The sequence below is a fragment of the Faecalibacillus intestinalis genome (assembly GCF_015097455.1).
Classification (GTDB): Bacteria; Bacillota_I; Bacilli_A; order Erysipelotrichales; family Coprobacillaceae; genus Faecalibacillus; species Faecalibacillus intestinalis.
The window spans coordinates 636,718-651,835 of sequence record NZ_AP024085.1 but is presented as its reverse complement, the minus strand read 5'-3'; the positions used below and the strand labels follow the sequence as shown (position 1 = coordinate 651,835).

The 15,118-nt window shown below is 29.3% G+C and carries 5 protein-coding genes and 1 pseudogene; 1 reads left to right on the top strand and 5 read right to left on the bottom strand.

Translation table 11 applies throughout. The annotated features are described in order from the left end of the window. Positions 1-2 precede the first annotated feature (2 nt). Together Fi14EGH31_RS03400 and Fi14EGH31_RS03395 are read right to left on the bottom strand one after the other, a co-directional pair. Positions 3-4,256, bottom strand: coding sequence for a fibronectin type III domain-containing protein (locus tag Fi14EGH31_RS03400; RefSeq protein WP_200765135.1), 4,254 nt, complete (start codon positions 4,254-4,256; stop codon positions 3-5). 226 nt (positions 4,257-4,482) lie between these two features. Continuing rightward, a complete protein-coding gene (locus tag Fi14EGH31_RS03395) occupies positions 4,483-5,229 on the bottom strand; it encodes a MurR/RpiR family transcriptional regulator (RefSeq protein ID WP_107030002.1) in 747 nt (248 codons plus the stop codon). 131 nt (positions 5,230-5,360) lie between these two features. On the opposite strand from Fi14EGH31_RS03395, the pseudogene Fi14EGH31_RS03390 reads away from it, so the two are divergent. After that, positions 5,361-6,374, top strand: a pseudogene (locus Fi14EGH31_RS03390) (aldo/keto reductase). A 9-nt stretch (positions 6,375-6,383) separates the two neighbouring features. Here Fi14EGH31_RS03390 and Fi14EGH31_RS03385 read toward each other — a convergent pair. The 3 genes from Fi14EGH31_RS03385 to Fi14EGH31_RS03375 all read right to left on the bottom strand — a co-directional run bounded on the left by Fi14EGH31_RS03385 (position 6,384) and on the right by Fi14EGH31_RS03375 (position 15,011). Continuing rightward, a complete protein-coding gene (locus Fi14EGH31_RS03385; RefSeq protein ID WP_200765134.1) occupies positions 6,384-8,231 on the bottom strand; it encodes a PTS fructose transporter subunit IIABC in 1,848 nt (615 codons plus the stop codon). A 61-nt stretch (positions 8,232-8,292) separates the two neighbouring features. Further along, positions 8,293-9,090, bottom strand: coding sequence for a histidinol-phosphatase HisJ family protein (locus tag Fi14EGH31_RS03380; RefSeq protein WP_234697821.1), 798 nt, complete (start codon positions 9,088-9,090; stop codon positions 8,293-8,295). Positions 9,091-9,401: 311 nt separating this feature from the next. Then, complete coding sequence (locus Fi14EGH31_RS03375; protein ID WP_200765133.1) at positions 9,402-15,011, bottom strand: MBG domain-containing protein; 5,610 nt, start codon at positions 15,009-15,011, stop codon at positions 9,402-9,404. Between the last annotated feature and the right edge of the window lie 107 nt (positions 15,012-15,118).

Genomic DNA, 15,118 nt, shown 5'->3' with positions numbered 1-15,118 from the left:
TTTTAATTTTCCTTATTTCTTCTACAAACAGTAACATATCCACCTGCTGCAGCCATCATTAATAATGCATATGGTACAACTTTCATATTATCACCTGTTTTTACTTTAGACTTATTTCTATTTATTGCATTTCTTTCTTGAGTTGTTTGCCCTTTTTGATTATCTCCTTGTCCATTTGTATTTTCTAATTTATCCCCTTTAGTTTCTTCTTCACTAGGAGTTGTTGTTTTAGTTTTTAATGCATCAGTAGCTTCTTTTAAGGCACCATAAGCTTGATTGACTTCTTCTTGAGTGGCATTTTCATTATTAAGAACTTCTTGAGCTTTTAACAATGCATCTTTAAATACTTTCCATGAATCAGCGGTATAGCTTTCTTCTTTAAAATCTTTTTTATCTGTATAAAGTTTATCTAATTCATCTTTATTAACTTTTATTTCTAATTGAGCTTGTGCATCTTTTAATTTTTTCACCGCTTCATCTACATCTTTTTGTATACTATATTTTAATCCATCGGTTGTTAAAATTTTTGATGCATCAGCATAAATGTCTGCATATTTTTTATAACTATCTTCTGTATATAAATTTTCATTCTTTTTATTGTTAACAAGTTCTTTTAATTCATCTAAATCTAAATCATCATCTCCTAATTGTTTAATATTTTCTATTGTATTCACACCAATATATTTACCTTTTTGATCACTATTATTAGCTTTACCAACAACAGCAGTACCATTTCTATAATTTAATAAGAATTTTCTAGACCATCCTTCTCCTGTAATACCACTGCTTACACCTGAACCAACACCATTAATAATAGAATTAAATTTTTGTAAAGCTCCATCTTCATTAGCAAATGTTTGAATACAAGCATTTTCAATTAATACATCTTTATTATTAGGAACTTCAATTGCATTATCCATTGAAATAGAAACAGTTTTACCATCACCTAAAGTTCCTGGTTGCCCATTTTCTCCTAAAGTTCCACCTGTATAAATAAATACATTATAAATACCTAATCCAACTGCATAATGTTTTTTTACATTATTATCTACTTTATAAGCTGCATAACCATTTACCGAACCATTATGAGACATCCAACTTTCTTGAGAAATAGGATCATAACATTTTTCATTTTGATAGAAATATGTTGAACCATTTTCACCATTCCATAATGTATCATATTTGTTGAAATGTTCATTAAATAAAGCGTAACATGTTACATCATCACCATTAACAATTAATCCATGATTTGAAACATTTCCATCCCAAGCAACACCAGTTCCATGATCTGCACGCCAAATCCAGAAGTGATCACATAAAACATTATGACTATTAATCTCTAAAGCATTATCTGCTGTTGTCAATGTATCTGTTGTTCCACCAACTCTAAAGAATAAATCTTGTAAAATTGTTGGATCATCTTTATGACCATTTTTACTTCCTGTTTTCCCTACTTTTAATAAATATTTTGAATGACTACCTGCATCAAAAATAATTCCAGCAACTCTTACTCCGTCAACATCATCAACTAACATAGCTGCATCATCATTATCAGGAATAATTGAAGTCATTCCACTACCTAAGACAATTGTATCAGCTTTTTTTACATGAATTATTTCCTTAGCATGATATGTTCCTGGAGTAAAGTAAATATTTTTACCTTCATCTAAAGCTTTGTTAATATCGCTTGCAGAATCTGTTGGTTTAGCAACATAGAATTCATCTAAAGAAATAGATTTTCCAGCTCCCATACCATTATTATCTTTACCTTCTCCCCAACTAATACCTTTTGTATTCTTTTGAACTGAAGGAACAAATACTTTATATTCACCATCATCATCCATATATAGGAATGGTTTTTCTGCTAATTCTTTTGTTTGATCAATATGCGTGAATACTTGTTGTCCTCCATCACTTGCTGGAATATTCCAGTTAGAAGCACCTTGTCCACTTAATAATTCTTCACCACTTGTTCCATCTGCTTTTGGTAAATTACTTGCATCTACGCCTTGGAAGAAATTATTTAAAGTAGTTCCATAAGCATTTCCTTTTAATTTTGAGTTTCTTGTATAAAATTGTTGCCCAGAGAAAGTACCTGCACTCAATTCATTTCCATTATCATTAAATGAAGCATTAATCCATGAATCTGCAACATATCCTCCACTTGCCCATCCATAATTCCAATCATAAGCAATTGGTCTTTCAGAATAAATTCTTCTAAGTGGAGCAGCTTGTGCCACTGCCCAGTTTAATTGATCTGCTCGATATGAACCATATCCTGCTTTTCCTAGTTCATTTCCTGTATTATAAACTGCTAGATTTTCAGCAGATCTCCAGAAATTACAAGTTGCATTGTCGCCATTTCCACCTAAAGCTCCTGCTGGAAGATAAGCTGGAATAGCAATATTATTTAATTTAACATCTGTTGGTACTTTTCCTAAACCACTTAATGTTGTATAGAATCCCAAATACATACATGATGTATTTGTATAATCACCTTTTTTGAAATAAACTTGATATTGATTTCCTTTAAATTGTGCATCATTTGTATAATCATTTTGTTGTTTAAATAATTTATTCAATAATTCATCAATTTTTGTTGTATCATCATTTGGTGAGAAAACAAAAGTATTTCTACCAAATAATTCAGTTTCTAAAGAAACATATTCAGATTCATCTGCTTCTTCCGCATTACTAAAATCTAGATCTCCAAAATTACCATTATTTAATGCTACAACCTTATAATAGTTGTTATATTTATTTTTAGAATCTAGTGCATTTACTTTAGCGCTGTTTGTATTAACAGTAGCAACTTCAGTATATTGACCAAACATACTTGTTGCTCCTAAAATACGATAATGTGTCGCATTTTTTGCTTTATCAAAATTAATAGTAAATTGATTATTAGATTGTTGTAATTTTAAATTTGTTACTGTTTGTGGTTTTTCACCAATTCTTGTAGAAGCCTTGATTTTTTTAGTTTCATAAACCGGATTATCAGATAATTCTAAGTTACCATTACCACTAATAAATTTTAAATAGAATTCATATTGAGTTCCTTCTTTTAAATCATTAACAGTATAATGATCGACATTTGTAATAGTTGTAACTTTATTAAATACAACTTCATTTGAAGCTTTTGCATATACTTCAATATCAGTATATAAATTCAATGGTTTATCCCATGATAAATCTATACTTGTTTTTGTTCTTGTACTCTTATCAAAAGTAAAGTGAGAAACTTCACTTAATTCTTGACTTGTATGGATAATAAATCTTTCATTATCAGGAATTTCATCAGTTGCTTCACATCCTGCTTCTAAAATATTATCATCATTTACTTTTACATAAGTCCCCTTTGCTGCATCTCTTAAAACAAATTGTCCATTACCAAGTGGTTCAATAGCAATTGATTCCCAACCACCATTTCTGTTAATAGAACCAACTAATGGTGTAGCACCATCAATCCATTTAGCTGAGGCAATTTGATATCCTGGTTTACTTACTGATTGAAATGCTACAACATCTTTAATACCATCACCATTTGTACCATAACCTACATTAAACTTTTCATTATCTGTAATATTTTCTTTATCACCCGTAACAGAAATTGGTGCATATTCTTCATCACTTTGATTTTTAAATGTTACTAATTTACCAGTAGCGACACTTTCAATATATGCTGTATTATCAATAAGTTGTGGATTTTCAACAAATGTAAATTCTGTTGCTTGGCTTGCATCATCACTTAATTTTCGAATTTCACCTTGTTCATTGACTGTTAGATAATATCCTCTTGTCATATCTCTAATAGTTCCTACACCATCATCGGTTTTAGTAATAATATAAGAACATAAATCATTTCTAAGATTTGGATCAGCAAAAATAAAATCATTTCCTTCTGAACGCATTGGATATAATTTTCCATCTACTGTTTGATATTCAATATTTACTTTTACTTCACCCTTAGAAGAATCCGCTCCACTTTGATCATCTAATGGCGTTATTTTAAAAATAGAATTTGGTAATACTTTTCCAGATTTCGTATAATCACCATCTGCCTTTGTATCATTATTTCCCCAGTTTATGTTATGTACATAAATTGCTTTATTATTTGTTTTTGAAATCACTGCATACGTCTTACTTTTATTAAATTCAATAGGCGATTGCATAGCTTGAATAGTTGCAATACTTGCCATCGACAATGTCATTGCAAAAGTGAGTACCATCGCAATGAGCTTTTTTATATAACTCATATTTTAATCCTCCCTTAATATTTACATTCATCTTGTGATATTTATAAAAGTTGGCCAAGTTTTTATAAGCTATGCACTGAACATGAATGCATATTTATCACACAAAATAAAATAGCATATAAGCCAAAAATAAGATAGCGCTTTCAAATTTAATGTAACAGGTTACATTCTTTGTAACAAAATGACTTTTTGTCATAAAATAAAAAAAGTGCCTTTATATGCACTTTTATTCTAATATTTCTAAGTTCTTTTGAGTTTGTAATTTTCGACAAATACGTTCAATAATATAAACAACAGGTACTTGAGATGAAATATTTTTAGTATTTGGTAAAATAACTTTTTTAATGAAATACGGTATTGTTAAATCTGACATTTTAGCAATTGTGCTATTTGAATCATTTGTGATTGAAATAATTTTAGATTGAACACCTCGATAAAGTCTTAATTGATCAATAACTTCTTTTGTTTCTCCACTATTTGAAAAAGCAATTAATAAACATTTTTCAAATTGATCTGTTGGTGCAGGATAAAATGGATCATCGATATATTGACTATAATAACCAACATTAGAAAAAAAACGTGCTGCATATCTTGCCATACTTCCACTTTGTCCAATTCCTAAACAAACAATAAAGTTACTATCTGTAATATACTCAACAGCTTGATTTATATGCTCATTAAATTCTTTTCCCTTAGAATAATCAAAAAACTGATTGAGCATAGTAATTTCATCATCAATTTCAGGCATCTTATTAATTTCATTAAATCTTTTTAATTCTATTTTAAATTCAACAAAGCCATCACAATCTAATTTATGACAAAAACGCGTAATTGTTGCTGTTGATACATGACTTTGTGCTGCTAATTCCCTAATATTCATTTTTAAGACTAGTCCAACATTTTTTACAATGTAATTATAAACAATAAGTTCAGTATCATTGAGTTTTGAAATTTGTTCATATGTAAAAATCATTATATCACCTTCCCAAAGTATATATTATCATAAATCTTCATTGATAAAAATATCATAGTTTTTAGGCATTAAAAATGATTGAAATCAAGTATTAGACAAATCAAATTTGAATTCTATAATATAGATAAGAGGTGATAAATTTGAAATATACAACATTAGGACAAACAAATATAAAAGTATCTAAAGTATGTTTAGGATGTATGAGCTTTGGAAAAGCAGGAACGATGCATGATTGGACTTTAGATGAAAAACAAACTGAAGAGATGGTAAAGCACGTCCTTGATTTAGGTATTAATTTTTTTGATACTGCTAATACATATTCAAATGGTACAAGTGAAGAATAGTTAGGAAAAGCTTTAAAGAATTTAAATGTTAAAAGAGAGGATGTCGTTATTGCTTCAAAGGTTTATTTTAATGAAGGTAGATTATCTAAAGAAGCTATTTTTAGAGAAATAGATAGTACTTTAAAGAGACTACAAACTGATTATTTAGATTTATATATTATTCATCGTTTTGACTATGATACACCAATGGAAGAAACGATGGAAGCATTAAATGAACTTGTTAAATGTGGAAAAGTACGAGCAATTGGTGTTTCTGCAATGTATGGATATCAATTTCATAACATGCAAATCATTGCTAGGGACAATCATTGGACTCCTTTTTCAACTATGGAAAATCATTACAACTTACTTTATCGTGAAGATGAAAAAGAATTAATTCCTATTTGTCAACAAATGAATGTCTCCTTAATGCCTTATAGTCCTTTAGCAGGTGGACATCTTGCTAGAAACACTTGGGAGTCAAATACCTTAAGAGGGAAAACTGATCGGGTTGTTCATGGTAAATATGACCATTTTGAAAAGCAAGATATGGAAATTGTTAAATGTGTTGATGAATTAGCACATAAATATCATTGCAAGATGTCTCAAATTGCTCTTGCTTGGCAATGGGCTAAAGGTGTTTCTTCTCCTATTATTGGTGCTACTAAAATGCAATACATTGATGATGCAGTAATGGCATTAGAGATTTCTCTTACAAATGAAGATTTAACTTATCTTGAAGAGATGTATGTTCCTCATCCTATTGTAGGAGCTATTAATGAAAACCCACCACAAGGAACTGTTTTATTAGATAAAAAATAAGAAGGAGTTTTACGACTCCTTCTTTAGTTTTGTAAATAGGATTAATAATATTGTTCCTACTAGTGTTGAACAAACAATTAAACTTAAATAAGAAATTGGATTTTGAACCATCCATATTAAGAATAATCCACCATGAGGTGAAGCAATAGAACAATTAAAGTACATAGATAATGCTCCTGCAAGTCCTGCTGAAAGGCAACAAGCTGGTAAAATTACTTGAGATTCTTTTTGAATAAATGGAATAGCTCCTTCAGATATAAAAGATATACCATTAATATAATTCATTAATGCATCTTTTCGATTAGAAAATCTATTTTTAGATAATGTTGCTGTTAAAGCAATTACAAATGGTGGAATCATTCCTCCAGCCATGACTGCAGCCATTGGATAATAATCATAACTTATAAGCATTCCTATTCCAAAAACATAGGCTGTTTTATTAATAGGACCACCATTATCAATAGCCATCATCATTCCTAAAACAAATCCAAATAAGATTTTTGTTGACATTTGAGATTCAACAAGTGAAACATATTGTAAAATATAGCTATGTGCTATATATAAATAACCATTTAAATAAATCATCACAAGTAAAACAATAACAGTTGATAAAATAGGATGGAATAATGATGCTTCTATTCCTTTTAAACATTGTGGTAAATAAGAAAATAACTTTCTTAACATCAAAGATACAAATCCTGCTAAAAAACCTGCAATAATTCCAGCAAGTAAAGAAGGTGAACTTGTAGAAATTGATGTGATTGAAATTCCTTGACAAACAATTAATCCCCCAGCAAATCCAGAAACCATTGCAGGTCGATCAGCAATACTATCAGCAATATAGGCTGATACAATTGGAATAATCATGATTGTTATTAATTGTTGAACATAATTTATAAGTGTCAATAATTGATTTGATAATACCTGATCTTTAACAAAATATAAAATACCATATAGAACTCCACTTGCAACAAGGAATGGTAAAGCATGTGAAATACCATTCATTAAATGTTTGTAAAATAAACGTATGATATTTTGTTTTTCTTTTTTAGTATCATGATGATATATTTCACCATCGCCATTATTTGCTTTTTGAACAAGCTCTTCAGCTTTTGAAATTCCATCTCTTACAGGAACTTGAATTACTTTTTTCCCTTCAAATCTTTGCATTTCTACTTTTTTATCAGCAGCTACTATAATACAAGTACAATGATCAATATCATCTTGTGTTAATTGATTTTTAACCCCTTCTTGCCCATTCGTTTCTACTTTAATAGAAATATTTAATTTTTCTCCCGCTTGTTGTAAAGCTTTAGCCGCCATAAAAGTATGAGCAATTCCTGTAGGACACGCAGTTACTGCTAAAACAGCAGGATGAACAATTTCTTTCACTTCTTCTTTTTTATTTTCCTTAGCATCTATTAATTGTAAAAATTCTTCTTTAGAAGATGCATTAATTAAAGCATTTCTAAAATCTTCTTCCATTAATAAAGTAGATAACTGTGCAAGAGCTTGTAAATGAGCACCTTCCGAATCTTTAGGAGCACCAATCATAAAAAATAAATAAGTAGGTTGTCCATCAAGAGATTTAAAATCTAATCCTTCTTTAACAACCATTGCTGAAAGTCCAGCTGTTTTCACACCTTCACTTTGTCCATGAGGGATGGCTACGCCATCTCCTATACCTGTGGTACTTTGTTTCTCTCTATTTAAAACACTTTCTTTATAAATTTCTTTATCATTTAATTTTCCACTTTGATCTAATAAATTAACCAAATGATCAATTGCTTCTTCTTTATTAGAAATTTGTGGATTTAAATCTATCGAATTTATATCTAATAATTCTGTAATTTTCATTTCTAACAACCTTTCTTTTTTTGTTTATCATAAAGCAAAAAAGTTGTTCAATCAAGAACAACTAATCATACTGACATAACTTATAAATATCTTTGATGCAAGTTCCTACATCTACTGGTTTATGTGCATCACTCGCTGTAATAATATCCACATGATGTTCTTTAAAAATATCTAATAATTCTTTAGAAAGACCTTTATCTTGATGATGATAACGATAATAACATCCTGTATTACATTCTCCTTTAACATGATGTTTTACTAGTAACTTGGCTAATTCATGATATGTTGGTTTTAAATCATATGTTGGATAATAGTTAAACATTTTAATTGTATCTGGATGAGCTAATTGCGTGAATAAACCACTTTTAACTAAATCAAAAATCAATTCATAATATCGATGATAAATATCATCTACATTATATTTATCCCATAAGATTTCTTTAGACCAAGGCATATCATATAAAAGTCCATCAATAGAATGAATAGCTCCTACTAAAAAATCAAATTGATAGGATTCTAAAATACGTCTTATTTCTTCTTTATATTCAGGAACATAACATACTTCTAATCCAAATAAAACTTCTATTGGAAGTTCTTCCTCTTTTACCTCATTAATTAAACGCACATAACTAGAAAGTGTATCTTTAAATTTCATTTTCTTATTAGCAAGCCATTCTCTTTGTTGATCACTTGCTTCTTTAACACCTTGATAAATAACTTCAAATTCTTTAAAACGATGTGTATGATCTAAAATTTGAATACGATCAAATCCTTGTTTATAAGCTTCATTAATAAATTCCATTACATATTCTTTAGTAAGTGGTCCGTTTTCTAAATGCATATGTCCATCTACTAGCATAGGCAATCCTCCATTCATGTTGTATACAATTATAGACTTTTTAATAAAAAAAACAATCAATTTGATAAAACATCTTGTGACAAAAAAGTAACAAAAACAGTAGATTATTTCCTCTCTATATTTTACTAATATTTGACTATTAAATTTATCATTAGATTTAAAATTTAAATTAGTAGCATATAAATATTTTAGCATACTTAGTATTTGTTAAGAACGGTCGTTCAGTTTTGAATAGTGTCGTTAGGTATTTAAAATTGAAAACAACGAAAAAGCCTTTAAGCATCAACTTAAAGACTTTTTCTATTTCTCTATTAATTTTCTTTTTTTCTTACAAATACCATCACAAACATACTGCTTACTAGTAGCATCATTAATCCTATAATATTTGCATTATCTCCCGTTTTAACCTTCTTCACTTCTTTCTTACTTTCAGATTTAACAGTTTCTTTATTCGTTACTGTTGGTGTTACTGCTTCTTTTTCTTTCGTATCTTTATAAAGAATTGCATAGTCACTGAACTTATCTGTTTCAAATGTTAAACTGTTTGTCTTTTCATTATATTTTGTTTCTAAGATATCTACTTTTCCATTATGACTTCTTGCGATATAGTATTCTCTCTTAGTTTTACTATCTTTATTGATTAGTTCTTCTGGAACTTTGATTGTTACTTTCATGACTTTTGTAAGTTCATGTATACTTTTATTTGTTCCATCTATATTCTTATATAATGTAATATCTAAGTATTTTCCTACTTTATATCCTTTTGTATTTGTTTCAATAAGTTCATTTGTTTGTGCTTCTTTTACCTCTAATACGATTTCTATTTTCTTACCTTCTGCTACTTCACTTAATTCATTTGCTGTTATTTCTTTGTTTTCAATAAGGAGATCTATAATTTCATCTCTACTTATTTCTACATCTCCTGTTGTTTTAACAGTAAATGAGCCTGTTCCTATCTTATCATTTTCTTTTGGTAAGATTGCATAGCTATATTTAAAGGATCCTGTATGGTTATTTCCTTTAGCTTTGATTGTTAGAACATGTTTTCCTTCTTTCGTTGCTTGATTATCTAATACTTCATAATCTTCTTTATTTAATGCTTTTCCATTGACTAAAACTTGTTCTACTTCTTGTGTTTGTTTTTCTCCTGTATATTTTAAGACATTTCCTAATACAACTGTTCCTTTATCAATCGATAATGGATTAATTGTATATGTTCCATCTTTAAAAGTAATATCATAATTTGGATTTGATCCTTCTTTTTGACTTACTTTTATCTTATATGTTCCTACATCTTCTCCTTCTTCTCTTGTAAGAATGATACTTGTTAATTTATCATTACCAATAAGTTTATCATTTACATATGTAAATTCAGAGTCTTCATCTCCATATGTCTTTGATGCATCATTTACAGTAACTGTAATCTTTTTAGCTTTAACAGTAAGATTTATTTCTTTAGATATTTTTTTATAATTCTTACTTTCTTTTTGACTTACTGTAATGATTGCTTTACCTGCACCTTTAATAACTACATTACCTTCACTATCTACTGTAGCTACTTTTTCATCACTACTTGCATATTCAATAGCTGATTCATGATCTTTACTTTGAGCATGAATTGTAAATGCTTCATCACCATAAGTCTTTTCAACATCTTTTTGATCAACTGTTAATTCACGATTGATTTTATTAACAGTTAATGTCACTTCTTTATTATCACTATCATAGTTATGATCAACTCCTAATGTAACTTTTAATTTTGTTGTACCAGCATTATGAATTGTTACATTACCTTGATCATCTACTGTAGCTACATCCTCATTACTACTTGAATAAGATAATTTTCCATTTCCTTTATGAGATACTTCTAATTTAAATCCTTGATCACCATATTTTTTATCATTCACTTCTTTTACTTTTAATCCAGCATCTGCACCTTTTACTACAAATTCAGCTGTATTTGTACCAATTAAATTATAGTTTTTGTCATCGATACTTGCTGTAACAGTATATTTACCTGCATGACTAGGAACTTCTGTTCCATTAACTGTTGTTCCATCATACCCTGTTCCTGTGTAAGTTAAGGTTACTTCTGGATGATCGCCATTTTCTACATCATTTAACTTAGCTGTAGCACCTGTAATTTTTTCACCATAAGTACCACCATTAGGTGTTATTGTAACAGTTATATCTTTTGGTTTAATTGTATAACTTGTTGTGACATCTTCAGGTAACTTATAATTTTGATTACTTACTTTTGTAGCTGTAGCTTCATAAGTACCTGCATTTCTATTTGCACCTGCAACAGTAACTTCACATTTATCGCCATCTGCTAAGTTATTAACTGTAGCTGTTGGTAATTGTTCTTTACCATTGTAAGTTAACTCTTTATTCCAGTTTAAATCAATTGTTCTAGGATTGATTTTATTTGTGATTTCTTGTACATCTACATCTTTAAAGTTTTTATTTCCTTCTACTTTGTAGTAAACTGTATATTCTTTGGCAGCTTTCCCTGTTGGAATTGATGTTGACCAGTTTTTGTTGTCTAAAGAATATTTTACTGTTCCTCCATTAGTAGATGCTGCATTTACTAATTCTTGTTCACTTCCATTATATGTTAGTGTTTTTGTTGTTGGTTTCGTAACAACTGGTGTTGCTTTAGTAATATTGAATTTTACTGTTGTATCAACAGTACCGTCTTCCCATCTATAATTTATAGGATCTTTTAAAGTTAATTGAACAACATATTCATTTACATCAATACCACCATTATTTTCTTTAACTGTGTATAAACCATTTTCTGAAATATTTGCAGTTAATGTTTGTCCTGTATATACTTTGCTTTCTACGGTTGGTTTTTTAACTTTTTCCCAGTTAACTGTAATCTTATTTAATGTTGTTTTATTTCCTGTTTTATCTGTTACTTCGATTGTATATGTTCCTTTTTTTGGAACCAATGTATAACTACCATTAGTAGGTTCAACTGTTTTCCCATCTACTTTTACTGTATCTAAATTATTATCAGTTACTGTAAATGTTTGTGTTTTCGTATATGTTTGATTGCTTTCTACACCTGATACTTGTGGTGCAATCGTATCAATTACGATACCATCTGTTGAAACATATTTAATATTTCCTGCTTTGTCTGTTACCTTGGCATAAATAACATAATTACTATCTTCACTAAATGTAACAGATGTTCCTTCTTTCCAATCTACTGCTTGTAATTGTTTTTCTGTTAGTGATTCTTCACTACCTGATTTATCAACATAATAATAGTATTTATTAACTCCACTACCTTCATCTGTAGCTGTAATTTCTGCTTTTTGTGTTTCTTTAAAGAATAAACCGAATGTGATTTTATTTAAAATACTTTTCCATGTTTTATTGGATACCTTTATTTCTGTATCAGGTGCTGTTATATCAGCTACTCCTTCAACTGTAATATCTGTATCTTTTTGAATATTTTTAATTGTGTATTGATTATTGTTATTTAATTGAACTGTTTCACCATTGACCTTAACAGCGAAATCTTTTGTTTTTGAATAGCCTTTATTTAATTTAAATGTTAAAGTGCTTGATTCATTATAATCAACAACTGTATTACTAACACTTAAAGTATATCCAACTTGACTACCTGGAACATTTACTTTGATTTCTTGTCCATTGGCAATATATACTTCTTTTTCAGATGATTCATAATAGTTTTTACTATCTTTATATCTTACATAATACTTACCAGTAGATAATCCTTCTACAGTATCTCCAGTAATACTATGCCATTCATTTTCACCATCTTTTCTATATTCCATTGATGAATCAACATTATTTAATTTACCATCTGTTCCACCCTTATATGTTGTTCCTGTGGCTGTTACAGATGTTGGTGCTTCTCTTTGGGCTTTGACAATTTCGAACGTTACTGTTTTTTGTGCAGGTAATTTATAATTAGAATTACTCAATCCAGTTGCAGTTGCAGTATATGTACCTACATCAGTTTGTTCACCAGAAACAGTCACGTTACATTTGTCATCTCCAACTGTATTAATGACAGTTGCTGTTGGAACATGTGGTTTACCATCATATGGAATTTTAAATGTATTTGTACCATCTAGTTCCCATGATAAAGTTGCTGTTCTTTGGGTAATAGTAATAAATTTTTGAGGAGCCCAGCCAGGCTTATAAAGATCGGATCCCGAATTATATATACTTAAATAATATTTTCCTACGTCTGGATATTCTTTATCTACCTCAACATCTGTATCTCGATAATAGTATTTAAATGAATATTGACAATTATTTAACTTACTTTCAGGGACAAGTTCTGGTTGCTCTCCATATTCCCATGTATATTTAACAATGCTAGGTGGAGTAGGTTTTGCTTTAGTCACAGTAAATTTAAGTGATTCTGTTGTTAAACGCAAATAATGATTTGTTTCAGAAACTACTCCTCTAATAAAATAAGTACCAGGTTTTAGACTATTTAACTCAGCTAATAGCTTATCTGAACTTATTGGTTTATATGTACTGTCGTCATCATCACATTTCTTGTATTCATAAGAAACAACTGCATTTGAATCTACATAATTTGGATCCATAAGATGACCATACCCATCATTGACTTTTACATATGGACCAAATTCTGATTGATATCCTTGATAAGTATATTCACAATTATCTTGTTCTTTCCAGTTCTTATCTTTGAAATATATTTTATTTGTATAATATTCTGCTTTCGTAATTGTGAATTCTCCAGAAACTGAAACTTGATTCATTGTTAGAGTTACTGAATAATCTCCTGGTTCTGTTGGTCTTTGTGATAATTGTTGTCCATTTTGATAATATGTTAATTTGTATGAATCTCCTGATATTGGAAAACTAGAGGTATTCTTGCCATTGGCATTTTCAACCCAAGCATTGTCTCCTTTCTTATACCCTCCATCTTTTGTTTTTAATACTATTTTCGCTGTTGTAGTATCTGGATCCTGATAATCACATTCACTCTTTCTATCTTCTTCACTACAATAACCTTTTATTGTTTTTCCACTTTCATCGCTGTTATCAAGTACATAGTTCCATTTGTGAACATGTTTTGCTAAATAAATATATTGACCTTCACCATCATATTTAAGATCAACCTTGTATAATTTACCACTATTTTTTACAAACTTGATTTTATTCAAATCAGCTTTACTTACTCCTCTAGGAGAAATTCTATGTTTCTTTCCATCGTTTATTTCATAATCAATATCAATTGTAATAGCATTTCCATTATATTCTGAAAGATCAATGGTACCATTACTACCAAGTTTAACGTCTGTTCCACAATTTTCAAACGTGATATTTTTAAGTTTAAGTACTGCCTCTTTAAGTTCTGTCCCTTTATTGTAAATACCTATACTATTTGCTTTAATTGTTGCATCATTAACATTCAAAACTCCCTCTATAGAGTTAAGTCCAACTTCATCAGATACAATCGTTCCACCACTACCATTGATTGTCATTGTTCCTGAATTTCCAACAAATCCGCATAGACTGTAAACATCATTTCCACTATAAGTAAATGTATGACCATTCATATTAATAGTTACATCAGTATTACTGTCAGCCCTAATAAAATCAAACCTTCCACTTTTTTCAGGATTATTAACAACATCGCCTAATATATTTAAAGCTATCGTTCCTTTTTTAGAGCTATCATATTGTATATAAACTTTTGTACCTGCATCAGCCCATGTAGAATATTTCTTAGTATAATACGTACCTCCAGGTAAATTATATGTTCCTGGTGTACTTGTACGATACGTATTTCCATCATTTGAAATATTAGTATCTGCCGCAAATACATTTACAGGCACTTGTGTAAAGACCATCATAAATGTAAGTATGCTTGCTATTATTTTCTTTATTTTTATCTTCATAACTTTCTTTTCCTCCCCTTATTAAAAATTATTATGTTTAAAACTACTTATTTATTTGTTAATAAAAAACCTCCCTTGTCTATTCATATTTTACTATTTATGATACT

Excerpts from the sequence above, each read along its gene's own strand:
- Fi14EGH31_RS03400 (WP_200765135.1), bottom strand. The coding sequence starts at position 4,256 with ATGAGTTATATAAAAAAGCTCATTGCGATGGTACTCACTTTTGCAATG.
- Fi14EGH31_RS03395 (WP_107030002.1), bottom strand. The coding sequence starts at position 5,229 with ATGATTTTTACATATGAACAAATTTCAAAACTCAATGATACTGAACTT.
- Fi14EGH31_RS03385 (WP_200765134.1), bottom strand. The coding sequence starts at position 8,231 with ATGAAAATTACAGAATTATTAGATATAAATTCGATAGATTTAAATCCA.
- Fi14EGH31_RS03380 (WP_234697821.1), bottom strand. The coding sequence starts at position 9,090 with ATGCTAGTAGATGGACATATGCATTTAGAAAACGGACCACTTACTAAA.
- Fi14EGH31_RS03375 (WP_200765133.1), bottom strand. The coding sequence starts at position 15,011 with ATGAAGATAAAAATAAAGAAAATAATAGCAAGCATACTTACATTTATG.